This is a genomic window from Thalassovita litoralis (assembly GCF_900182725.1).
GTDB classification, from domain to species: domain Bacteria; phylum Pseudomonadota; class Alphaproteobacteria; order Rhodobacterales; family Rhodobacteraceae; genus Thalassobius; species Thalassobius litoralis.
In genome coordinates, this window is record NZ_FXTO01000005.1 from 1 (window position 1) to 21,033 (window position 21,033).

At 60.7% G+C, this 21,033-nt stretch carries 19 protein-coding genes; 8 read left to right on the top strand and 11 right to left on the bottom strand.

Features of this window, described 5'->3' with window-relative positions; all coding sequences use genetic code 11:
• Nucleotides 1–117: 117 nt before the first annotated feature.
• On the bottom strand, nt 118–1,989 hold the full coding sequence (locus FN828_RS05910) for an AMP-binding protein (RefSeq protein ID WP_142492488.1): 1,872 nt from the start codon (nt 1,987–1,989) through the stop codon (nt 118–120).
• Between the two features lie 190 nt (nt 1,990–2,179).
• Between FN828_RS05910 and FN828_RS05915 the strand changes: the two genes are divergently transcribed.
• On the top strand, nt 2,180–3,739 hold the full coding sequence (locus tag FN828_RS05915; protein WP_142492489.1) for a class I adenylate-forming enzyme family protein: 1,560 nt from the start codon (nt 2,180–2,182) through the stop codon (nt 3,737–3,739).
• A gap of 194 nt (nt 3,740–3,933) precedes the next feature.
• A complete protein-coding gene (locus FN828_RS05920; protein WP_142492490.1) occupies nt 3,934–4,584 on the top strand; it encodes a GntR family transcriptional regulator in 651 nt (216 codons plus the stop codon).
• Nucleotides 4,585–4,596: 12 nt separating this feature from the next.
• Here FN828_RS05920 and FN828_RS05925 read toward each other — a convergent pair whose 3' ends face one another.
• The 3 genes from FN828_RS05925 to FN828_RS05935 are packed head-to-tail and all read right to left on the bottom strand — an operon-like array spanning nt 4,597 to nt 8,956.
• A complete protein-coding gene (locus tag FN828_RS05925; RefSeq protein ID WP_142492491.1) occupies nt 4,597–5,370 on the bottom strand; it encodes an enoyl-CoA hydratase-related protein in 774 nt (257 codons plus the stop codon).
• Nucleotides 5,367–7,313: an acetyl/propionyl/methylcrotonyl-CoA carboxylase subunit alpha gene (locus FN828_RS05930; protein WP_142492492.1), complete on the bottom strand. Its 1,947-nt coding sequence runs from the start codon at nt 7,311–7,313 to the stop codon at nt 5,367–5,369. Before FN828_RS05930 ends, FN828_RS05925 begins: the two co-directional genes overlap by 4 nt.
• Nucleotides 7,314–7,339: 26 nt before the next feature.
• A complete protein-coding gene (locus FN828_RS05935; RefSeq protein ID WP_142492493.1) occupies nt 7,340–8,956 on the bottom strand; it encodes an acyl-CoA carboxylase subunit beta in 1,617 nt (538 codons plus the stop codon).
• A 222-nt stretch (nt 8,957–9,178) separates the two neighbouring features.
• On the opposite strand from FN828_RS05935, the gene FN828_RS05940 reads away from it, so the two are divergent.
• Nucleotides 9,179–10,036 (top strand): BKACE family enzyme, encoded by an 858-nt coding sequence (locus FN828_RS05940; RefSeq protein WP_142492494.1) that lies wholly within the window; start codon nt 9,179–9,181, stop codon nt 10,034–10,036.
• 95 nt (nt 10,037–10,131) lie between these two features.
• Here FN828_RS05940 and FN828_RS05945 read toward each other — a convergent pair whose 3' ends face one another.
• The 3 genes from FN828_RS05945 to FN828_RS05955 are packed head-to-tail and all read right to left on the bottom strand — an operon-like array spanning nt 10,132 to nt 11,555.
• Nucleotides 10,132–10,542 carry a carboxymuconolactone decarboxylase family protein gene (locus FN828_RS05945; RefSeq protein ID WP_142492495.1) on the bottom strand — a complete coding sequence of 137 codons (411 nt, stop codon included), beginning with the start codon at nt 10,540–10,542 and terminating at the stop codon, nt 10,132–10,134.
• A 13-nt stretch (nt 10,543–10,555) separates the two neighbouring features.
• Nucleotides 10,556–10,858 carry a DUF1330 domain-containing protein gene (locus tag FN828_RS05950; protein WP_142492496.1) on the bottom strand — a complete coding sequence of 101 codons (303 nt, stop codon included), beginning with the start codon at nt 10,856–10,858 and terminating at the stop codon, nt 10,556–10,558.
• 10 nt (nt 10,859–10,868) lie between these two features.
• Entirely contained in the window at nt 10,869–11,555 is a 687-nt protein-coding gene (locus tag FN828_RS05955; RefSeq protein ID WP_142492497.1) for a GntR family transcriptional regulator, read from the bottom strand.
• Nucleotides 11,556–11,663: 108 nt separating this feature from the next.
• Here FN828_RS05955 and FN828_RS05960 point away from each other — a divergent pair, with 108 nt between their 5' ends.
• Genes FN828_RS05960 through FN828_RS05980 form a run of 5 tightly spaced genes read left to right on the top strand, consistent with a single transcriptional unit; the run spans nt 11,664 to nt 16,484 of the window.
• Nucleotides 11,664–12,266, top strand: a complete 603-nt coding sequence (locus FN828_RS05960; protein WP_142492498.1) for an amino acid synthesis family protein — start codon at nt 11,664–11,666, stop codon at nt 12,264–12,266.
• Entirely contained in the window at nt 12,238–13,059 is an 822-nt protein-coding gene (locus FN828_RS05965; RefSeq protein ID WP_142492499.1) for an alpha/beta fold hydrolase, read from the top strand. The genes FN828_RS05960 and FN828_RS05965 overlap by 29 nt, the downstream gene beginning before the upstream one ends.
• The gene (locus tag FN828_RS05970) at nt 13,046–13,954 is read left to right on the top strand and encodes a flavin reductase (protein ID WP_142492500.1); all 909 of its coding nucleotides are present in this window, start codon (nt 13,046–13,048) and stop codon (nt 13,952–13,954) included. The genes FN828_RS05965 and FN828_RS05970 overlap by 14 nt, the downstream gene beginning before the upstream one ends.
• A 15-nt stretch (nt 13,955–13,969) precedes the next feature.
• On the top strand, nt 13,970–15,007 hold the full coding sequence (locus tag FN828_RS05975; protein WP_142492501.1) for an LLM class flavin-dependent oxidoreductase: 1,038 nt from the start codon (nt 13,970–13,972) through the stop codon (nt 15,005–15,007).
• Between the two features lie 10 nt (nt 15,008–15,017).
• A complete protein-coding gene (locus FN828_RS05980; RefSeq protein WP_142492502.1) occupies nt 15,018–16,484 on the top strand; it encodes an aldehyde dehydrogenase in 1,467 nt (488 codons plus the stop codon).
• Nucleotides 16,485–16,547: 63 nt separating this feature from the next.
• Here the strand turns inward: FN828_RS05980 and FN828_RS05985 are convergent, their stop codons facing one another.
• The 4 genes from FN828_RS05985 to FN828_RS06000 are packed head-to-tail and all read right to left on the bottom strand — an operon-like array spanning nt 16,548 to nt 21,002.
• The gene (locus FN828_RS05985) at nt 16,548–16,847 is read right to left on the bottom strand and encodes an AtuA-related protein (RefSeq protein WP_142492503.1); all 300 of its coding nucleotides are present in this window, start codon (nt 16,845–16,847) and stop codon (nt 16,548–16,550) included.
• Nucleotides 16,834–18,177: an acyclic terpene utilization AtuA family protein gene (locus FN828_RS05990; RefSeq protein ID WP_142492504.1), complete on the bottom strand. Its 1,344-nt coding sequence runs from the start codon at nt 18,175–18,177 to the stop codon at nt 16,834–16,836. Before FN828_RS05990 ends, FN828_RS05985 begins: the two co-directional genes overlap by 14 nt.
• Complete coding sequence (locus FN828_RS05995) at nt 18,174–20,033, bottom strand: TRAP transporter permease (protein WP_185958948.1); 1,860 nt, start codon at nt 20,031–20,033, stop codon at nt 18,174–18,176. The genes FN828_RS05990 and FN828_RS05995 overlap by 4 nt, the downstream gene beginning before the upstream one ends.
• A gap of 6 nt (nt 20,034–20,039) precedes the next feature.
• Complete coding sequence (locus FN828_RS06000) at nt 20,040–21,002, bottom strand: TAXI family TRAP transporter solute-binding subunit (protein WP_142492506.1); 963 nt, start codon at nt 21,000–21,002, stop codon at nt 20,040–20,042.
• Nucleotides 21,003–21,033: the final 31 nt, after the last annotated feature.

The following is a 21,033-nucleotide window of genomic DNA, read 5'->3' on the forward strand; positions in this document are numbered from 1 at the left end:
GGGAAAGAACGGTCGCAGCCGCGCCATCTGTTCGTCGGTCAGCCAAAATAGATTGCTCATGATACCCCCTGAAAGTTTGGGGATTTGAAGCATGCGACCAATGCGATCTCAAGCCGATTAATGGGTCCTGAGCCTAAATAAGGAAAGCAGGGACTGGACCTTTTCCATATCTGGCAGGCTGACCGTTTCCGGCAGGATAACGCGCGCCAAGGGGCCGCGGCGTGCGTCCATGACGCAATGCACCACAACATCAGGCACATCCGGCAATGCGGCGGCAATCCTGTCAGATATGACCCTTTGCGCCGCCAGCAGACGCAGTTCGGGCTTGAATATCTTCCCAACAGCGGTTGTGGGTAACGTCTCCAGCACCACAATCGCGGCGGGCAACGCCGCCCGTTCCGCGATCCTGTCACGGGCGAAATCCCGCAATGTTTCAGGATCGACACTGGCCCCGGTCTTGAGCTGCACAAAAGCCATTGGCAATTCCCCGGCATATTCATCCGGTTGACCGACTGCCGCCGCAACCTCAACAGCCGGGTGGGTATATAACACCTCCTCGATCGTCAGGGGGTCAATGTTGTGGCCCCCGCGAATGATCGTGTCCTTGGCCCGCCCGGTCAGCCAAACATATTCTTCTGCATCCATCCGCGCCAAATCGCCGGTGTCCAGCCACGGGCCGCCAATGCTCCAGTCCGGGGCGATTTCGTTTTCTTGCGGTTCGACCCATGCGCCTTGGTTATGGGCCGGGTCCAGATAACCGGGAAACACCTGCGCCCCGCGCACCAGCAACCGACCGATTTCATCCGGGGCACATTGCCGGGTGATCCGACCCTGTTCAACCTGCGCCACGCACAGTTCCACAAACGGCACACGATGCCCGACAGACCCGATGCGGCATTCCCCCAGTCCGGGGTTCATGGTGCCGAACCCGTGCAATTCGGTCATACCCCAACCCTCGACGATCTGGCAGCCCAGGGTCCGTTCCACCGTTTTTGCCATTTCCACCGGCATCGCGGCCCCGCCCGCATGGCATAACCGAACCGAGGACACATCGGCCCCATCCACAGGCGTATTCAGCGCCGCGCCCCAACTGGTTGGCACCATCGCCAGCACTGTTGGGCGGAACCGTTCCACATGTTTCCACAGGTTACCGATCAAGTCGCGGTTCCGCATTCCGGCGGCGGTGGCAATGATCACCCGCGCCCCCCGCGTCAGCGGCATCAGTCCCGCCGCATAGCCACCGCCCACATGGAACGGCGGCAACCCGTTCAAAAACACATCCTGCGGATCACCATGCCACGCCTGCGCCATAACCCACGCATGTCGCAAAATTCCACCATGCGTATGACCGGCCAGCTTCGGAGCGCTGGTGGTGCCGCCGGTATGAAACAAAGCGGCCAAATCCTGTGCTGCGGGCGGGGTCCAGAACACAGGCCGCGTGGTTGGCATATCAGCGATAGCTTCGGCCAGTGCCGGGATGTTCCCCTGTACCGGGCCACCCACCCGATAAACGGCGATCGGCTGATCCAGCTTTGCCAGAATATCGGGCAGCTTTTCAATAATCCCCGGCAGCAGCCCCTCATCCGGCACCAATAGCACCCGCGACTGTGCAGCCTGCAACAGCGCAGCAATATGATCCGGCTCCAACATGAAATTGATCGGATTGGCACGCCCCACCAAATGAGCGGCAAACATGGCTGCAAATGTGTCTGCGGTGCCGGGCAGCAGCATGGATACCGCGTTATGTGACTCTACCCCGATATGATGGAACAGATGCGCCATCTGATGCACCCGCGCCAAAAACTGGCCATAGGTCACATCCTCGACAGGTGTATCAACCGCCCCGGTTTGCATGAAACTGACAGCAATCGTATCGGGTTGACGCAGCGCCTGTTCAGCCATCAGTTCATACGCTGTGCTGGCCCGAACCTGTTGATCAAAAGGCACCTGTTCTAGCGCTTTGATGTCCTGCAACGACGCAAATGGCATATCTGATCTTTCTGGTTTGGAACGGATAGCCTAGTTTTTTCGACGAATGCGCAAGATACTTGCGCAAAGATGCTGGAAACTGAAACGGCGCAAACCCACAGCTTTGCCTTTAGCAATTTAGCGCAAGTTAGCGTTCCCGTCGCCATGTCACACTTTGCCATAGCACCGCGACAAACCGGAGGAGTGTAAGGTGAGTCAGAATTTCGATGGGGGTGTCACCCCGCCGGGCGCAATCGCGCGTATTTCTATTGGCGACATCCTGCGCCGGACTGCCCGCCGCCTGCCGGATCATGTGGTCCTGATCGACGGGGACCGCCGTGTCACATATGCGGAACTGGATGCACAGGCCAACCGGCTGGCACATCACCTGATCGCGCGCGGGGCCAACCCCGGTGATCGTTGTTCAACCGTCTGCGCGAATACCGTGGAACTGGTTGCCGCGATTTTTGCGCTGCACAGGGCGGGGCTGATCTGGGTGCCGATTAACCTGATGCTAGAGGACGAAGACGTGGAATACACGCTGACCCATGCCGGGGTCAGTCATGCCATCATCGGCCCGGAATTTGAAAACCACCCCAATCTGGGAACGGTGATCCAACGGCTCGGTATTTCCTATGACGTAACGCAGCCCGGTTTCCCGATGGCGCAGCACCACCCGGCGACCGAGCCTGATGTTGAAATTGACCGCGATGACATTGCCGCAATCATCTATACCAGCGGCACCACATCAAAGCCCAAGGGCGCGATGCACACCCATCAATCTATTTTCATGGCGGTCATGTCGAACACTATAGAATGGAGCCTGACCCGAACAGACGGCATTCCGCTGCAACTGCCGCTGTTCCATTGCGGGGCGCATTGTCTGCTGTTGTCCTTCATGATGGTGGGGGCGCGCTGCGTTCTGTTGCGCGGGTTCGATGCGGGTGCATTGCTGCGGGTGATCGACGAAGAACAAATGTCTGTCTGCGTTGGTTTGCCGATGATGTATACCGCGATGCTGGACCACCCGGACCGGGCGAAATATTCCACCAAATCCCTGCGCTTCGGTCTGCACACGATGGCCCCGATGTTCGAACCGCTGATGCGCCGGATGATTGACGAATTTTGCCCCACGTTCATGCAAACCTCGGGGCAGACGGAAATGTATCCGATCACCACGATCTCCATGCCGGATCGGCAACTGGCGCGGTTCGGCAATTACTGGGGCGAAGCGGCCGTGGTCAACGACATGGCAATCATGGATGATGATGGCAATTTGCTGCCCCCCGGCCAAATCGGCGAACTGGTGCATCGCGGGCCGAACGTCATGTTCGGGTACTATAAAAACCCCGAAGCCACCGCCGAGGCGCGCAAATTCGGCTGGCACCACACCGGCGATTTGGGCCTGATCACCGAAGACGGCGAATTCCAGTTTCTGGACCGCAAAAAGGACATGATCAAGACAGGCGGCGAAAACGTATCCACCATTCAGGTCGAAGAACAGCTTCTGGCCTGCCCCGAGGTCGAGGCGGCGATTGCCGTAGGCCTGCCACATCCCCGCTGGGGCGAGGCGGTCACCGCCTTTGTCGTAGCGCGGGACAAGGCTGCACAGGACCCGACCCCGATCATGGATCGCATCACGGCCCATCTGAGCGGTTTCCAGATGCCCAAGAAAATCGTTTTTGTGGATAGCGTCCCCACCACGGCCACCGGCAAGCTGCGCAAGGTGGAATTGCGTCAGCAGTATCAAGATCTGTACGCCGCTGAATAACCACTGGTGGCGCGAAACCGCTTTTGATCGAAGTTGTTTTCGCGCCACCTGTAACAAACCGGGTTGGTCTGATCCGACAATCGGAATTATCGGAATTCTTGTGTGATCCTGTAAACATTCCGTATTATAGGGACCCATTATTGCGGCTACGCAACAAAACGCGTGGGATATGAACCAAAGGACCCTGACGAAGAATGCCTCGCACCCCAGAAACCAACGCGACACCCAGTTCGTCAGCCGCGATTGTGCGGGATGTGATCCGTGGCTTGTACGAAGGCCGCTATGTTCCCGGTCAACGTCTGGCAGAACCCGATCTGGTTGCCGATTACGGGCTGAGCCGTGGCACCGTCCGCGAGGCGCTGAAACAGCTTGCATCAGACGGCGTGGTTATCGCCCATCCTTATAAAGGGGCGCAAATCCGTTCCCTGACCCGCCCCGAAGCCGCAAATATCTTTGCCGTGACCGAGGTCATTCTGGGCCTTGCCGCCCGGCAAGCGGCGCATAACATCGACACCCCCGGCGCACGCGAAACAATCACCACGCATTTCAACGCGATTGCCGCCCACAACAGCGAAAGCGACAGGTTCGAATTTATCCGCCAACGCAATCGCTATTTCCGGGCACTGATCGAAATCAGCGGCAATGACGAATTGCGCACTATCCTGCCGCGATTACAGGTGCATCTGATCCGCAACCGTCTGGCGGTGCCACCTGCGGACCGCGTGCATGGCTATCACAATATCACACAGGCCGTTCTGGAGGGCGCACCTGATCGGGCAGAACAGGCCGCCCGCAGCTATGTTGCGAAAACGGCAGCCTGTGTGCTGCCGCATTTCCCAGCATAGCCCGCCGCCGGGTTATTTCCCCGTGAACTGTGGTTTGCGCTTTTCGTTGAAGGACGCCAGCCCCTCTTGGGCGTCTTCGGTCAGGGTCATCAGGCCCAGTTGCCCCTCGGCAAAGGCGATGGCCTGATCGAAGGTCATGCTGTCCATCGCGCGCGCGGCGTATTTTCCCCGCCGCAGGGCCGAAGGTGACGCTTTGCACAGGCTGTCCACCAAGGCCTGTACCGCTGTCGGGAACTCTGCCGCCGGGACGACCTGGTTCAGCAACCCGGCCTCCTGTGCCTCGGGCGCGTCGAACAGATCGCCGGTCAGCATCCAGCGCCGCAACACGCGGGGCGGCACGATCTGTTTCATCAGCGCCAGAACCTGCATCGGGAACAGGCCGATCCTGGCCTCGGGCAGGCCGAATTTCGCGTGATCCACCGACACCGCCAGATCGACCATCGACAGCAGCCCCATGCCCCCGGCCACACAGGTGCCGTTAATCGCCGCCACCAAGGGCAGCGGGCAGTCCTGCGCCGCCCGCAGCAGATCGCCGTATGCGCTGCGCGGATTGGCGAAATCGAAATTGAACCCGCCGCCGGGTTGCAAATCGCCGCCCGCACAGAACGCCTGATCCCCTGCCCCGGTCAGCACGATCACCCGGATGTCAGGATCGGCACAGGCCGCATCCATCCCCGCGCGGATACCGGCGATCAGATCGGCGTTGATCGCGTTGCGCTTTTCGGGGCGGTTCAGGGTGATCCAGAACGCCGCCCCGCGTTTTTCATGAAGAACGATATCGGTCATGCCGGGTCTACCTCGACCACGATGGAATGAGCCGTGACCTGCGCCCCGGCGGTGACATGTACGGCGGACACGATGCCGTCCACGGTGCTGATATGCGTGTGTTCCATCTTCATCGCCTCTAGCACGACAACCTTTTGCCCGGCGGTCACGCTGTCGCCCACGGCCACGTCCACAGACACCACCGCCCCGTTCATCGTGGCGCGGACCTTGCCATCGCCCCCGGCCGCATCCGCCGATACCGTCGGGGCAAAGGTCAGGTCGCTATAGTCCAGCACCTGCCCGTCCAGTTGCAAAACCGGCCCGTCAGCCCCCTGCCCCAAAACCGCGTGATGCAGGCTGTCGTTCAGTTCAAAAGCCACCTCCTGCCCGGCGCGGCGCAGCACCCGCAGGTCCATATCCGGTGCGTCGGGCATTGCCACATGACAGGCGCCGTATTTGAAGGCCCGCACCTGTGGCACGAATTCCGCATCATTGCGCGACAGGCGCAGCGGCGTGGGGAAGTCGTGGTTCAGCCCCGTATCCGGCCCCGCCCGCAACAGCGCCGCCAAAATCATCGCGCCGCGTGCATCGGCCTGCGCGGGATCGGGCAGGACAGCATCCGCGTTTTCCGCGATAAACCCCGTCGTCGCCTGCCCGGCGGCGAACACGGGATGGGCCAGACAGGCGGACAGGAAAGTTTGGTTCGTGCGCACGCCAAAGGCCCGCGTCTCCGCCAGCCCCGCCAGCAGTTTGCGGCGGGCGTCTTCGCGGGTTGCGCCATAGCTGATCAGCTTGGCCACCATGGAATCGTAATAGGGCGGGATTTCGGCCCCGTCACGCAGCCCGTGTTCCACCCGCAAATCCGGTGCGGGCCGCCATGTGTTCAACACCCCGCTTTGCGGCATGAACCCGGCGGCGGGGTCTTCGGCGCACAGGCGCACCTCGATCGCGTGACCGCGAAACTGCACATCATCCTGTGTCAGCGGCAGCGTCTCGCCTGCCGCGACGCGCAATTGCAGCTCCACCAGATCCAGCCCGGTGATGGCCTCGGTCACGGGATGTTCCACCTGAAGGCGGGTGTTCATTTCCATGAAGTAGAAATTGCCATCCGCATCCAGCAGGTATTCAAACGTCCCCGCGCCCTCGTATCCAATCGCCTGCACCGCCGCGACCGAGGCCGCGCCCATCCGCGCCCGCAAATCCGCATCGACAGCGGGGGATGGGGCTTCTTCGATCACTTTCTGGTGGCGGCGCTGCACCGAACAATCCCGTTCGCCGCAATGGATCGCGTTACCATAGCGGTCCGCCATGATCTGAATTTCCACATGGCGCGGGTTGATGATCGCCTTTTCCAGCAGCACTACATCATTGCCAAAGGCCGATTTTGCCTCGGATTTGGCCGAGATCAGATGATCGGCAAAGCTGCTGTCGTCCGTCACCAGCCGCATTCCGCGCCCGCCGCCCCCGGCGGTGGCCTTGATCATCAGCGGGAAACCGATGCGCCGCGCCTGTTCCAGCAGGGTGTCGGGGGATTGGTCATCGCCCTGACACCCCGGCACACAGGGCACGCCCGCGTCAATCATCAACGCCTTGGCCCCGGCCTTGTCGCCCATGCTGCGGATCGCCTGCGCGGATGGGCCGACAAACACGATCCCGGCGGCGGCACAGGCCGCTGGCAGCCCTTCGTTTTCCGCCAGAAACCCATAGCCGGGATGAATGGCATCCGCCCCGGTATCCTGCGCGGCCTGAATGATGCGGTCGATCCGCAAATAGCTGTCGGCGGGCGCATTGCCACCGATGCAGACCGCCTGATCGGCCAGCGCCACATGTTCCGCCCCGGCATCGGCCTGTGAATAAACCGCCACGGTGCGATAGCCCATCGCGCGGGCGGTGCGCATCACGCGCACGGCGATTTCCCCCCGGTTGGCAACCAGCAGCTTTTTGAACGGTGTTTTCTTGTCCATGATCTGTTCTTTCCGGTTGCGCAGGATTACGGGCGGGCCACGCCGAATTGTATCTTGTTGGGCTGACGTGCGGCTTCGGCGCGGGTGATTTCCATCAGTTCGATCAGCAATTCGCGGGTGTTGCGCGGGTCGATCACCCCATCATCCAGCAACCGGGCCGAGGTATAGACCGCCCCCATCTGGCTGTTGAAATTGTCGATGATCTTTTGCTTCAGCGCGTCCAGCCTGGCGTGATCCACCTCCTCGCCCAGACGCGCGGCGCGGGCTTCCTGAACCACGGCCATCGTTCCGGCGGCCTGTTCGCCCCCCATCACGGCGGTGCGGGCATTCGGCCATGAGAAACAGAACCGCGGATGGAACCCGCGTCCGCACATGCCGTAATTCCCCGCCCCAAAGGACGCCCCGCAATAGATGGTGAATTGCGGCACGGTGGCGTTGGTGACGGCCTGGATCATCTTCGATCCGTGTTTGATGATCCCCGCCTCCTCATAGGATTTGCCGACCATGAACCCGGTGGTGTTGTTCAGATACAAAAGCGGGGTGCCCGCCTGACAACAGGCCTGAATGAAATGCGTGGCCTTGGACGCGCCTGCCGGATCAATCGGGCCGTTGTTGGTGATGATCCCGATGGGCCAGCCGCCGATTTTGGCGTTGCCGCACACCGTAGCCCCGCCATAGCGTTGCCCGAATTCCACGAAATCCGAGCCATCAACCAAACGGGCGATGACCTCTTTCATGTCGGCGGGCTGGCGGTGATCCAACGGCATCACGCCCAGCAATTCCTCGGCATCATAGGCGGGCGGGATGACATCGCGCGCCGGTTCCGCCGCGCCGTTCCATTCGATGTTGGACAGGATCGACCGCGCCAGCCCCAGCGCCTCGCGGTCATCTTCGGCCAGATAATCGCCAAGGCCGGAAATCCCGGTGTGCATGTCCGCGCCGCCCAGGTCTTCTTCGGTCGCGATCTCGCCGGTGGCGGCTTTCAGCAACGGCGGTCCGGCCAGAAACGCCCGCGTGCGCCCGCGCACCATGATGATGTAATCCGACAGCCCGGTTTGATACGCCCCGCCCGCCGTGCTGCTGCCATGCGTGACCGTGATCACCGGCAGGCCCGCCGCCGAAAACCGCGCCAGATTGCGGAACAGGCTGCCGCCCTGCACGAAATCCTCGACCCGGTAGGCCATCAGGTTCGCGCCCGCGCTTTCGACCAGTTGCACATAGGGCAGCTTGTTTTCCAGCGCGATTTCCTGCACCCGCAGGATTTTATCCAGCCCCTTGGGCTGCAACGCCCCCGCCGCAATCCCGCTGTCGCTGGCGTTGATCATGCAGCGCACCCCGGACACATAGCCGATCCCGGCAATGATCCCGCCGCCCGGCACCGATTTGGCCGGGTCGGGATGATCCAGCCCATAGCCCGCCAGTTTCGACAGTTCGATAAACGGCCGCCCCGGATCCAGCAACAGCGCCACCCGGTCGCGCGGCAGCAATTGATGGCGATCCTCGAACCGCTTGCGCGACCGCTCCGAGGCCGCCCGCGTGCGCCCTTCGATCTGCGCCAACTCCTCCAACAGCGACAGCATCCCGGCGCGGTTGGTTTGGAAACTGTCCGAATTGGGGGAAAGGGAACTCAGGATTTTTGCCATGTTTCTTCCGCGTTGTTCATTGGGGGGCGACGGCGTCAGCCCTCACCCTGTGCCGCCTTCTAACAAGCGCAAAAACGCCCTTCTTGTGCCGTTGCCCTGCCCACAGAAAATATGCCGCGCGCTGCCGGGTTTGTGGAACTTTGCGTTTCAGCTTCTTTGCACAAGCGCCGCGCCGTGCCGACGCATAGCTTTGGGACAGATCAAATCGACAAAGGGGGCATTATGTCCAAGGCAATCATCACCTGCGCCGTGAACGGTGTGCTGACCGATCCAAAACAACACAACGTACCCGTGACACCCGCCGAAATGGCCGCCGAGGCCCGCCGCGCCTATGAGGCGGGCGCCAGCGTCATGCACATCCATCTGCGTCAGCAAGGCCCGGATCAGGGCCATTTGCCCAGTTGGGACATTGACCTGTCCAACGAAGTACAGGCCGCCATCCGCGATGCCTGTCCTGATGTGATCATCAACCACACCACCGGCGTTGTCGGCCCGAACTATCAGGAAGCGCTGGATGTCGTTACCGCGACCCGCCCGGAAATGGCCGCCTGCAATGCCGGATCGCTGAACTATCTGAAAATCCGCGCCAATGGCCAATGGGCATGGCCGCCGATGCTGTTCGATAACCCGGTGGAAAAGGTGCAGCATTTCATTGACACGATCACCAATGCCGGGGGCATCCCCGAATTTGAGTGTTTCGATACCGGCATCGTTCGCAGCGTGGGCATGTACCAGAAAAACGGCATGTTCAAAGGCACAGCGCAGATGAATTTCGTGATGGGTGTCGCCTCGGGGCAACCGGCGCGGGCTGATCTGCTGCCCATTCTGGCCGATCTGGCCCCCGAAGATTCCCGCTGGCAAGTCACCGCCATCGGCCGCGAAGAAATCTGGCCGCTGCACGCCAAGGCCGCTGAACTGGGCGGGCATCTACGCACCGGGCTGGAGGACACGTTCTATCTGGCGGATGGGACCAAGGTCACGTCCAACGGGCAATTGATCGAAGAAATGGCCAAAACCGCCCGCAACGCTGGCCGCGACATCGCCACCCCACAAGAGGCCCGCGCCATTCTGGGTCTGTAACGGACGCGAAGCAAAAACACGGGCAGGCGGCCATATGGCCCCTGCCCTTTTCTGTGCGGATCAAATCCCAGGCCCCCAAGGCCAAAGGAAAGGAATTAGGGGTTATCCGCAGTTTCAGCCGTAGGGTTCATTTCGGCCAGCACCTTTTTGGCGGCGCGGAAACATTCCAACCCCTGCGGCACCCCGCAGTAAATTGCAATCACATGTATGATGGCCCGCAGTTCCTGAACGGACACCCCATTGTTAATGGCCCCACGACAGTGCAATTCCCATTCGGTCATTTTGCCCAAAGCCCCGATCATGGACAGGTTCATCATAGACCGGGTTTTCGCATCAATGACATCGTCGCCCCAACCGAACCCCCAGCACCACGCGGTCATGGCCTCTTGGAACGGGCGGGTAAAATCATCTGCGGCGGCCAGATTGCGCTCGACATACTCAGCGCCAAGGGTTGCTTTACGTTGCTCAAGGCCCTTCAGGAACAGGTCTTCGTCAAACGTGTTCATATTGCTGATCTTTCTATGAATTGGCCGAAGGTACGCCTTCGACAATGGTGACAATGGCCCGGCACGCAGCTTCGCGCTGGCTGCGGGCGGCTTGGTATTCCGGGGAATGGTAACAGGCCAATGCGGCGGCCTTGCTTTCGAATTCGATTATAACCTGACGTTCGAATGCCGTGCCTTCGACGGTTTCCGCATCGCCCCCGCGGGCCAGAAACCGGCCATTGAATTTTTCAAACGCTGCGGGGGCCAAGACCTGATAGCCCTTGTATTTTTCGGGATCGGTAACGGTGACCAAAGCGATCCAATATCCTTTTGCCATGCCGTGCGTCCTATTCTGCTATATCCGTCAGGAATTTTCGGGCGATCGCCGAGGCAGCCGCGATGTGGGTGATAACCGCCTGTCGGGCCGCTTCGGGATCATTCGCAACAATCGCATCATGTATGGCCTGCAAATGGACAAGCCCCGGACTTTCGCGGCTTTTGTCGGCAATGGTCATCGCCCGCAGGCGACTGATCCGGCCATTCAGGCGTTGCACGATATCCCATGCGATTGTGTGCCCCGCCTCAAGGAAAATCAGTTCATAGAAATCTGTCGTCGCCTGTAGATGCTTGGACCATGTTTTATCGGCGGCAGTAGCTTCGACAGCTTTCAGCGCCCTGCCTAATTTGCCAGCGAACCCTTTTGTTTGCGTGGTTGCGGCCTGTGCGGCGGCGGCGGATTCAAGCTGTTGGCGGATGTCATAGATTTGCCGCGCCTGATCCCAGTTCAGCGTTGCAACAATCGGGCCGCGATTGGGCAGAATCTCCACCAAACCTTCGGCTTCCAGAAATCGAATTGTTTCCCGAATGACTGTTCGGCTCACCCCCAGTTGGTCACACAATGGGCGTTCCACCAAACGATCACCGGGCGCAAAATGGCCGCTTATGATGGCTTCCCTCATCCGCTCCTGCACGATTTCACGCAGCGTTTGCGGGGCTTTATCAATTTTCTGAAGGGCTGATGCAGTCTGATCCATGCGAACCCCAATAGCAGGAAATTTTCGGGATCACAAGAAATCTTGACAGACAGGATTATGGTATACCATGATACAACCCAACAAGCCGCCACAGGGGAAACCGCACCAATGCCAGCCGAGATTCGCAAAACGCTTTTGCATGTCGAAAACACCTTGATCGAAGGGGGCAAAGCTGCCGAAACCCCGCTGACGCTGATTGCCGCGATGGCTGTTATCCGCAATCCGTGGGCCGGGCAGGGGTTTGTTGAAAACCTGACCCCGGCCATCCGCGATTGCGCGCCGGGGCTTGGGGCGCTGCTGACAGAAATGGTGCTGGAGGCTGCCGGTGGCGGCGATAAGGTCGAAGGCTACGGAAAAGCCGCGATTGTCGGCCTGAACGGCGAGGTGGAACATGCCTCGGGCCTGATTCACACGCTGCATTTTGGCAATCATTACCGCAGCGCGGTTGGGGCCAAATCGTATCTGTCGTTCTGCAACACGCGCGGCCCGGCGAACGCGCCGCTGCTGATCCCCCTGATGGATAAAAACGACGGCGGACGCCGGTCGCATTACCTGACGATCCAAACCTCGGTCGCGGATGCGCCGGGGGCGGATGAAATCCTGATTGCGCTGGGGGCTTCGATCGGGGGGCGGCCACATCACCGGATTGGCGACCGTTATCAGGATCTGAAGGAACTGGGCCATGACCTTGACAACCCTGCGTCTGTCTGAGGGCGGTCGGACCGTTTCCTATCGCGACCAAGGAACCGGCGTTCCCTTGGTGCTGATCCACGGTGTCGGGTTGCAATCGGCGGCGTGGGGACCACAGATTCAGGCCTTGCAGGAGAGTTGCCGGGTGATCGCGGTGGATATGCCCGGCCACGGCGGCAGCGCCCCCCTGCCCACGGGCAGCGCCTTGTCTGACTTCGTGGCATGGGGGCAGGCGTTCATCCGGGAACTGGGGCTGGGGCCGGTGAATTTGGCAGGGCATTCAATGGGGGCGCTGATCGCTGGCGGGCTGGCCTGCGACTATCCCGCCCTGATCCGCCGGGTTGCCCTGTTGAATGGTGTGTTTGAACGCGACCGTGCGGCCAGTCAGGCGGTGATCGCCCGCGCCCAACAGATCCAAACCGGACAGCCAGACCTGCATACACCACTGACCCGGTGGTTCGGCACCGCTGCCGACGCGGCCCCCATCCGGGAACAAGTCGGCGCGTGGCTTCGTCAGGTGGATCAGCGCGGCTATGCCACGGCCTATTCCGCGTTTGCCCACGGGGATGCGACCTATGCGGATCAATACAGCCAGATCACCTGCCCCTTTCTGGCGATGACAGGGGACGGCGACCCAAATTCAACGCCTGCGATGTCCGAAGCCATGGCGAACCGCGCCCCATTTGGCAGGTCCGTCACCATTCATGGCCATCGGCACATGATCAACCTGACCGCCCCCGACGCGGTGAACCAGCATCTGCGCCACTGGCTGCAATGCCCGACAGAACAGGGATACTGCAATGACACCGATTGATCCGCGCGCTTTGCGAAATGCCTTTGGAACCTTCATGACGGGCGTCACGGTGGTGACGGCATTGGATCATAATAAGGCCCCCATCGGATTTACGGCCAATTCGTTCACCTCGGTTTCGCTGGACCCGCCTTTGGTATTGGTCTGCGTGGCCAACAGTTCGAAAAACTATGCCGCATTGGCCGGGGCAGACGGGTTTGCCGTAAATATTCTGGCTGAAAACCAGATCGAGATTTCCAACACCTTCGCGCGACCGTCCGAAGATCGCTTTGCCCATGTTGCATGGCACCCCGGCCCTGCGGGATCCCCCGTGCTACAGGGGGGTTCGGCATGGTTTGACTGCACGATGCATCAAACAGTGGATGCCGGGGATCACATGATCCTGATCGGTCAGGTCCGCGCCTTTGACAGCAGCATTCACCCCGGCCTTGGCTATGTGCGCGGGGCGTATGTAACCCCGTCCACATCAACCGAAGCCATCGCCCAACACGCCAAACTGATCGTTTCAGCGCTGATCGTGCGCGATAATCAGGTGTTGTTGCAGGACGATGGAAATGGCGGGCTGGCCCTGCCTGAAATCGACGTAACCAAAGGCGGCGCTTCGGATGCGATCAAACATGTGATCGCAAAAACCGGCCTGCGTGCGGAACCCGGATTTGTGTACGCCCTGTACGAAGATACCGGGCGCAAAATCCAGCACATCGTTTTCTTGTGCCAAGCCTCGGACGGCGCCCCGCATCTGGGGGCGTTTGTCCCGATTTCGGCCTCGGCCTTCGACGATGTGACAGACCCGGCCACCCTGTCGATGCTGCAACGCTTTGCCACGGAAAGCACGCTGGAAAACTACGGTGTTTACTACGGAAACCACAACAGCGGCGAAGTTCGCTTCACCGCATAAATCAAGAGGTCAAATATGCGCTTTTCACTTTTTGCACATATGGAGCGTATGACACCGGATCAGGATCAGCGGCAGCTTTACGACGAATTTGTTGCCTTGGCCCAGATTGCCGATCAGGGCGGAATGCACGCAGTCTGGACCGGCGAACATCATGGGATAGATTTCACCATTTCCCCGAACCCGTTTCTGAATCTGGTTGATCTGGCCCATAAAACCAAAAATGTGCGCTTAGGGACCGGGACGGTGATCGCCCCATTCTGGCATCCGATCCGGCTGGCGGGCGAAGCGGCAATGACCGATATCATTGTCGGTGGCCGTCTTGAACTGGGCGTTGCGCGCGGGGCCTATAGCTATGAATACGAACGGATGATGCCGGGCATGGACGCATGGGAAGCCGGGCAACGGATGCGCGAACTGGTTCCCGCGCTCAAAGGGCTGTGGAAAGGCGACTATGCACAAGAGGGGCAGTTTCATTCTTTTCCCTCCACCACTGCATCCCCTAAACCCGTGCAACAGGACGGACCGCCGATCTGGGTGGCCGCCCGCGACCCCAACAGCCATGAATTTGCGGTATCCACCGGCTGCAATGTGCAGGTGACTCCGCTTTGGCAAGGGGACGATGAAATCATCAGGCTGATGGACACATTCACCGCCGCCTGCGCGAAATTTCCGAATATCCCCCGCCCGGAAATCATGCTGCTGAACCATACCTATATCGCGGCCGACATGGCCGACGCCCAACAAGCCGCAGAAGAAATAAACCGCTTCTATTGCTATTTTGGGGCATGGTTCAAAAACGAACGCCCGGTTTCGCAGGGCTTGATCGAACCGCTCGGTGATGCGGATATTGCTGCGCATCCGTTTTATTCCCCGGCGGCGATGTTGCGCGATAATGTTATCACGACAGCGGATCAGGCGATTGACCGGATCAAAACCTATGAACGCATGGGTTATGATGAATATTCATTCTGGATCGACAGCGGCATGAGCTTTGATCGCAAAAAAGCATCACTGGAACGCTTCATCCGCGATGTCATGCCCGCCTTTGCCTGAGGAACGAACGATGCAACATTTTCAGCACTACATCGGGGGCCGCTTTGCGAATGGTGCGGCGCAGTTTCCCAGCACCGACCCCGCCACAGGCGAAATCTGGGCAATGATGCCCGAAGCCCGCGAAGCCGATGTAAATGCTGCGGTGGATGCCGCGCATTCGGCCTTTGTCTCGCCGGAATGGGCGGACATGACCGCGACAGGCCGGGGTAAGCTGTTGCAGCGGCTGGCCGATCTGGTTGCTGAAAACGCCCCGAAACTGGCGCAGCTTGAAACCCGCGACACGGGCAAGATCATCCGCGAAACATCAGCGCAAATTGCTTATGTGGCGGATTATTACCGCTATTACGCCGGACTGGCCGACAAAATCGAAGGCGCCCATCTGCCAATCGACAAACCAGACATGGAGGTGTGGCTGCGCCGCGAACCTGTCGGGGTCGTCGCGGCGGTCGTGCCGTGGAATTCGCAATTGTTCCTGTCTGCGGTCAAAATCGGCCCGGCTCTGGCTGCGGGCTGCTGTGTCGTGCTGAAAGTCTCGGAACAGGCCCCGGCCCCGATGCTGGAATTTGCCCGTATTTTCGATCAGGCCGGATTTCCGCCGGGGGTGCTGAATATCATCACCGGGTTTGGCCCCACCTGTGGTTCCGTCCTGACCAGCCACCCCAAGGTGGACCACGTTGCCTTTACCGGCGGGCCGGAAACCGCGCGGCATATCGTGCGCAACTCGGCTGAAAATCTGGCTTCGACCTCGTTGGAACTGGGGGGGAAATCCCCGTTCATCGTCTTCGAAGACGCCGATATCGAAAGCGCCGTGAATGCACAGGTGTCTGGGATATTCGCCGCATCGGGCCAAAGTTGCGTCGCAGGATCGCGGCTGATTATTTCCAATAAAATCAAAGATGCCTTCCTGACCCGGCTAAAGGAAAAAGCCGAAGCCGTCATCATTGGCGACCCAAACGATATGGCAACCGAAATCGGCCCCTTGTGTACGCAAGCCCAAATTCAAACCGCAACGGACATCATCGCCGCATCGGAGAATGCCGGGGCCAGCGTGATCACCGGCGGCAGGCCTGTGGCGATACGGGGGAATTATTTCCCTCCAACAATCATAGATTGCAGCGACACCCCAGATGCCCCCTGTCTGACACAGGAATTTTTTGGCCCCGTCCTGTCGGTCGTTGGGTTCGATACCGAAGCAGACGCCCTGCGTATCGCCAATGATACGGCATACGGGTTGGCATCGGGGGTGTTTACGCGTGATTTAACCCGCGCCCACCGGATGATCCGCAAAATCCGCGCGGGGATCGTCTGGATCAACACCTATCGCGCGGTCAGCCCGATCGCCCCGTTTGGCGGGCATGGTCTGTCGGGACATGGGCGCGAAGGGGGGATTCAGGCCGCCCTGGATTATACCAAGGTAAAAACCGTCTGGCTGCGCACCAGCGACGCCCCAATCCCCGACCCGTTCATCATGCGCTAGTGCCCCCGGCACATCCGGGGTTCAGGCGCCTGAAAACTGGCTCGGATAGCTGACCAGAGGTGCCTAAACCTCCATCTCCAGCAGGACCGAGGCCAGACATTTCCCATGCGCATCCAATGCCAGCGATCGGGTGACACCCCCCGTCAGCGCGCCGCGGATCACGAAATTCATCGCTTGCAACTGCGGCAGCACATAGCGCGTCACCACCGCCGGATCGGCATGGCCCAAATACGCAGCCACCCGCGCTTCGGTTACGCGCTCTTGCAGCAGCGGCCAGTCTTCGGCGCGATAGGCAATGACAGAGATATTGGAAATATCGCCTTTATCCCCGGTCCGGGCATGAGCCAGTTCATGCAGTTTCATGGGATACCTCCGTCATCTCGAACCGCACCGGCACCAGATCGGCAGGCATCAGCGCCGCTGCGATACCGATGATTTCACGCACCTGACGACTGACGCCGCCCCCTGCGGCAGGGCCACATAGATACAGGCTTTCGACCTCCTCGGCGACCTGTTGCGCGGTATCCTGATCCAGACACCGCGCAGCGTACCGCAGCCGCACCTCGGGCAGGTCCATCGCGCGGCGTGTCACACCGGGCGCAATCGCGTTCCACCCGATCAGATCGCCCCGCGCTTCGGCAATGCGGTCGCCGCAAATCGACAAGCGCTCCTGCAACAGTCCCAGCGCCAATTCCCCACGCGCCACACATTGCGCCCCGGCATAGGAAATCTGCCCCTCGCCCAGCCAGCCATCGCGATAGCCAACCGATACTTTCAGAAGCCCCGTTGCTGCCGAACCCGACGCCCCCGTCAAGGCCACCCGATCCGGTCCGATTTCCGTGATCTGAACACGCGAAAAATCCGCCACCACATCGGGCTGTAAATACCGCGCCGGATCGTGGATTTCATACAACAACTGTTCCGTACAGGTGGCCCGACTGACCACACCACCCGTTCCCGGCAGTTTGGTCAGCACCGCATTGCCATCCTCGGACACTTCGGCCAGCGGAAATCCGATATTGGCCAGATCAGGCACGGATTTTCGCCCCGGATCGGCGAAATATCCGCCCGTCACCTGCGCCGCGCATTCCAGCATATGCCCCACCAACGTGCCACGCCCCAGACGGTCCCAATCGTCCATTGCCCAGCCGAACCGATGCACCAGCGGGGCCAAAAACAGCGCCGGGTCCGATGCCCGCCCACAGATCACGATATCCGCCCCGGCATCCAGCGCCGCCACAATCCCGCGACAGCCGATATAGGCGTTGGCCGACACCAGCCGCGCACCCAGATCGGCGGCGGGCTGGCCGGTTTCTTCCAAACCGAACGGCCCGATCCGATCCACGACATCATCGCCCATCACAGCCGCGATTTTCACCGACAGGCCCAGATCCCGCGCCACCCGCGCCGCGCAGGCCGCCGCGCCTTGTGGGTTGGCCGCGCCCATGTTGGTCACGATCCGGGTGCCATTGCGCACACAGCCCGGCAATACCGCCCGCAAGCGCCGCGCCAGCAAAGGGTCGAACCCTGCTTCAGGCGTTTTCAGACGGGCCTGTTGGGCCAGCGCAATGGTCCGTTCCGCCAGACATTCAAACACCAGAAAATCCAGATTTCCCCGTTCCGCCAGATCAACCGCAGGTGCAATCCTGTCGCCCTGAAATCCGGCCCCTGCCCCGATACGCACGATTGTCATGCCACTGCCTTTCGTTCTGCCCGCCCCAGCGCCCGCGCGCCCAGAAACAGGGCCAGCGCCAGAAACGGTGTCACCGGCTGCGGCCAGATCGCCAGCCCGATGACAGCCAGCAAGACCGCCAAATCCACCGCCCGGCGCCCGGTCAACGATGCCCCGCTGAGCAACGCAGGCACAGCCAGCACAACCGCCAGCCCCGCCACGGCTGCCTCGATCACGGCAAAGACACCGCCGTTCATCGTCATCCCCGGATACAGCAGCAACAGGAACGGCACCAAATAGGTCACAGCGCCCAGCCGAACCGCCTCGCCTGCGGCGGGCAGCCAGTTGGTTTTGGCAATGCCGGACCCCACGAAGACCGCCACGCAAACTGGCGGCGTGATCACCGAAATCGTCGCGAAATAGAACACGAACAGATGCGCCGCCAACGGATCAACCCCCACGGCCGTCATCGCCGGGGCCAGCACCGCCGCCACCAGCACATAGGCCGCAGTTGTCGGCAGCCCCATCCCCATGATCAGGCACACCGCCCCGACGATTATGGCCACCAGAACCACGGAATCCCCAGCCATCGACACGATCAGCGACGACAGCGTAACCCCGATCCCCGTCATGTTGATCATTGAAACCAACACCTGCGCCCCGGCCAGCAATACGCCGATGATCACCATGCCTTTGCCTGCGTCCTCCAGTCCGCTGACAATCCGGCCCAGCATATCACGCGGGGATAACCGCCCCGCCTGCGTCACCACAAAAGCCAGCAACAACCCGATCACCCCATAAAAGGCCGAGGTCGCAATCGACCGCCCCAGCCAAATGCCCAGCCCCAGCCCACCAAGCGCGGCCAGAATGGGCAGCACCCGGCGCGGTGCGGCGATTGTGGACCAGTCGGGCAATTCGTCTTCGGGGACAATGGCCAACCCGCGCCGCAGCGCCACGAAATGCACCGTCACGAATACCGACAGGTAAAACATCACCGCGGGCAGAATGGCCGCCGCGATAATCGTCACATAGGACACCCCCAGAATTTCCGCCATGACAAAGGCCGCAGCCCCCATAATCGGCGGCGCGATTTGCCCCCCGGTAGAGGCCACCGCCTCGACCGCGGCGGCAAAGGGTCGGGGATAGCCCAGCCGGACCATCATCGGGATGGTGAAATTGCCCGTGGTCGCCACATTCGCCACGGCAGACCCGGAAATCATGCCGAACAGGCCACTGGCAATCGTCGCGATCTTGGCCGCTCCGCCCGGTTGCCGCCCGCCCAGCCGCATCGCCAGATCCATGAAGGCCTGTCCGCCCCCGGTATGCAGCAATAACGCCCCGAACAGCACAAAGGCGGCGATCACCGTGGCCGCGACCCCGGTCAGCATTCCCCAAATCCCCAGGTCGCCCAGAAAAATCGTTTCCGTGACAAAGGCGCTGTCAAATCCGCGATGCCCCAGTGCCCCCGGCAACAGGTTGCCAAACAGGGCATAGCTGATCCCAAGTACCACCAGCACCGGAAAAATCAGCCCCACCGTGCGCCGCCCCAGCTCCAGCACGGACAGCACCAACCCAAGCGTCAGCGCCTGATCCAGCGTTGTGGCCCACGGCAGCGTTGTCATGATCGTATCGTAATTCCAGACCACATAGCCACAGGCCGTCACGGTGACGGCACATAGCAACAGGTCAATGATCACCCCCGCCGGGCGCCAGCCTTTGCCAGCCCCCAGCGGATAAAGCGCGACCCCAAGACAGCAGACCAGCGCCAGAAAAATCGCACGCTGAATCAGCCCCTCGAACGGGCCGGTGGCCGCCGTGTAAAACACAAAGCCCCCAACAAGGACCGCCAACAGTTTTTGGACGCGCTTCAGGGTCATGATCCGTCAGTTCCCGGCTTGCAGTTTGGCAGGCAGATCATAGCCGTTTTCGCGGAACCACCGCGCGGCGCCCGGATGCAGCGCAATCGTGCCGTAATCCAGCGTCATTTGCGCCAGATCGGCCCCTTTCAGGCTGGCCATCGCATTCGCCTGTGCGCTGTCATCCGCCATGATGACTGACACGATTTTATAGGCCGTATCGTCATCCATCGTTGCAGGGGCCGCGACACCCACGCCAAAGCTCCAGGTTTGATAGGCAGGGATGCCATCCGCCGCCCCCGCCGGAATATCCACCACTGAAATATCCGGCATGTCCGAGCGCAGCTTGTCAGCCTGCGCCGCCGTCAGTCCGATCACCCCGATATCAACGGATGTGGCAATATCCATCGTCGATCCGTCCAGTTTCTGACCCGACCCGGATTTCACATAACCTGCAACGCGGTTATCCTTGATCGCGCCCACGATATCGGTGGTCGATCCGCGTACATAATCCGCGCTCAGCCCCAGCGTTTTGAAAACCGCCTCGGTCGTGGCTTCGGTGCTGGACCCTTTGATGCCCGGATTAAACCGCACACCGGACAGCCCGGCCAAATCGGTCACACCCGCGTCCTTGCGGACCACCACGTTTTGCGGCGCGTTGGTATAAACCCAAAGCAGGCGCAAATCCTGCGGCTTGCCGTCAAACGCATTTTTACCTGCAACCGCGTGCTGTACCGTGTTCGTGGTCACAAGCCCCAGATCAACCTGCCCGCGTGCCATCCGGCGGATATTGTCCATCGTCGCGCCGGTTTCCACCACGGACGCATCCAGCCCTTCGGCCTTTTCGTTGATCAACTGGCCCACGGCCACGAAATACCCGTAATGGCTGGATGATGCAGACGTGGACCCGATCAGCAGATCCTTGTTTTCCGCCAGCGCCGGACCGGCCAGCAGGGTCGCTCCCATCAGGGCGATCAGTGCATGTTTCATTGGTTTCCTCCCAAACTGTCCCCACATGGGG

Bases quoted from the DNA above. Each gene is read 5' to 3' on its own strand.
- FN828_RS05945 (WP_142492495.1), bottom strand. From the start codon at position 10,542: ATGAACACGTTTGACGAAGACCTGTTCCTGAAGGGCCTTGAGCAACGT.
- FN828_RS05955 (WP_142492497.1), bottom strand. From the start codon at position 11,555: ATGGATCAGACTGCATCAGCCCTTCAGAAAATTGATAAAGCCCCGCAA.
- FN828_RS05995 (WP_185958948.1), bottom strand. From the start codon at position 20,033: ATGACCCTGAAGCGCGTCCAAAAACTGTTGGCGGTCCTTGTTGGGGGC.
- FN828_RS05985 (WP_142492503.1), bottom strand. From the start codon at position 16,847: ATGAAACTGCATGAACTGGCTCATGCCCGGACCGGGGATAAAGGCGAT.
- FN828_RS05960 (WP_142492498.1), top strand. From the start codon at position 11,664: ATGCCAGCCGAGATTCGCAAAACGCTTTTGCATGTCGAAAACACCTTG.
- FN828_RS06000 (WP_142492506.1), bottom strand. From the start codon at position 21,002: ATGAAACATGCACTGATCGCCCTGATGGGAGCGACCCTGCTGGCCGGT.
- FN828_RS05975 (WP_142492501.1), top strand. From the start codon at position 13,970: ATGCGCTTTTCACTTTTTGCACATATGGAGCGTATGACACCGGATCAG.
- FN828_RS05910 (WP_142492488.1), bottom strand. From the start codon at position 1,989: ATGCCATTTGCGTCGTTGCAGGACATCAAAGCGCTAGAACAGGTGCCT.
- FN828_RS05980 (WP_142492502.1), top strand. From the start codon at position 15,018: ATGCAACATTTTCAGCACTACATCGGGGGCCGCTTTGCGAATGGTGCG.
- FN828_RS05970 (WP_142492500.1), top strand. From the start codon at position 13,046: ATGACACCGATTGATCCGCGCGCTTTGCGAAATGCCTTTGGAACCTTC.
- FN828_RS05920 (WP_142492490.1), top strand. From the start codon at position 3,934: ATGCCTCGCACCCCAGAAACCAACGCGACACCCAGTTCGTCAGCCGCG.
- FN828_RS05935 (WP_142492493.1), bottom strand. From the start codon at position 8,956: ATGGCAAAAATCCTGAGTTCCCTTTCCCCCAATTCGGACAGTTTCCAA.
- FN828_RS05930 (WP_142492492.1), bottom strand. From the start codon at position 7,313: ATGGACAAGAAAACACCGTTCAAAAAGCTGCTGGTTGCCAACCGGGGG.
- FN828_RS05925 (WP_142492491.1), bottom strand. From the start codon at position 5,370: ATGACCGATATCGTTCTTCATGAAAAACGCGGGGCGGCGTTCTGGATC.
- FN828_RS05940 (WP_142492494.1), top strand. From the start codon at position 9,179: ATGTCCAAGGCAATCATCACCTGCGCCGTGAACGGTGTGCTGACCGAT.
- FN828_RS05965 (WP_142492499.1), top strand. From the start codon at position 12,238: ATGACCTTGACAACCCTGCGTCTGTCTGAGGGCGGTCGGACCGTTTCC.
- FN828_RS05990 (WP_142492504.1), bottom strand. From the start codon at position 18,177: ATGACAATCGTGCGTATCGGGGCAGGGGCCGGATTTCAGGGCGACAGG.
- FN828_RS05950 (WP_142492496.1), bottom strand. From the start codon at position 10,858: ATGGCAAAAGGATATTGGATCGCTTTGGTCACCGTTACCGATCCCGAA.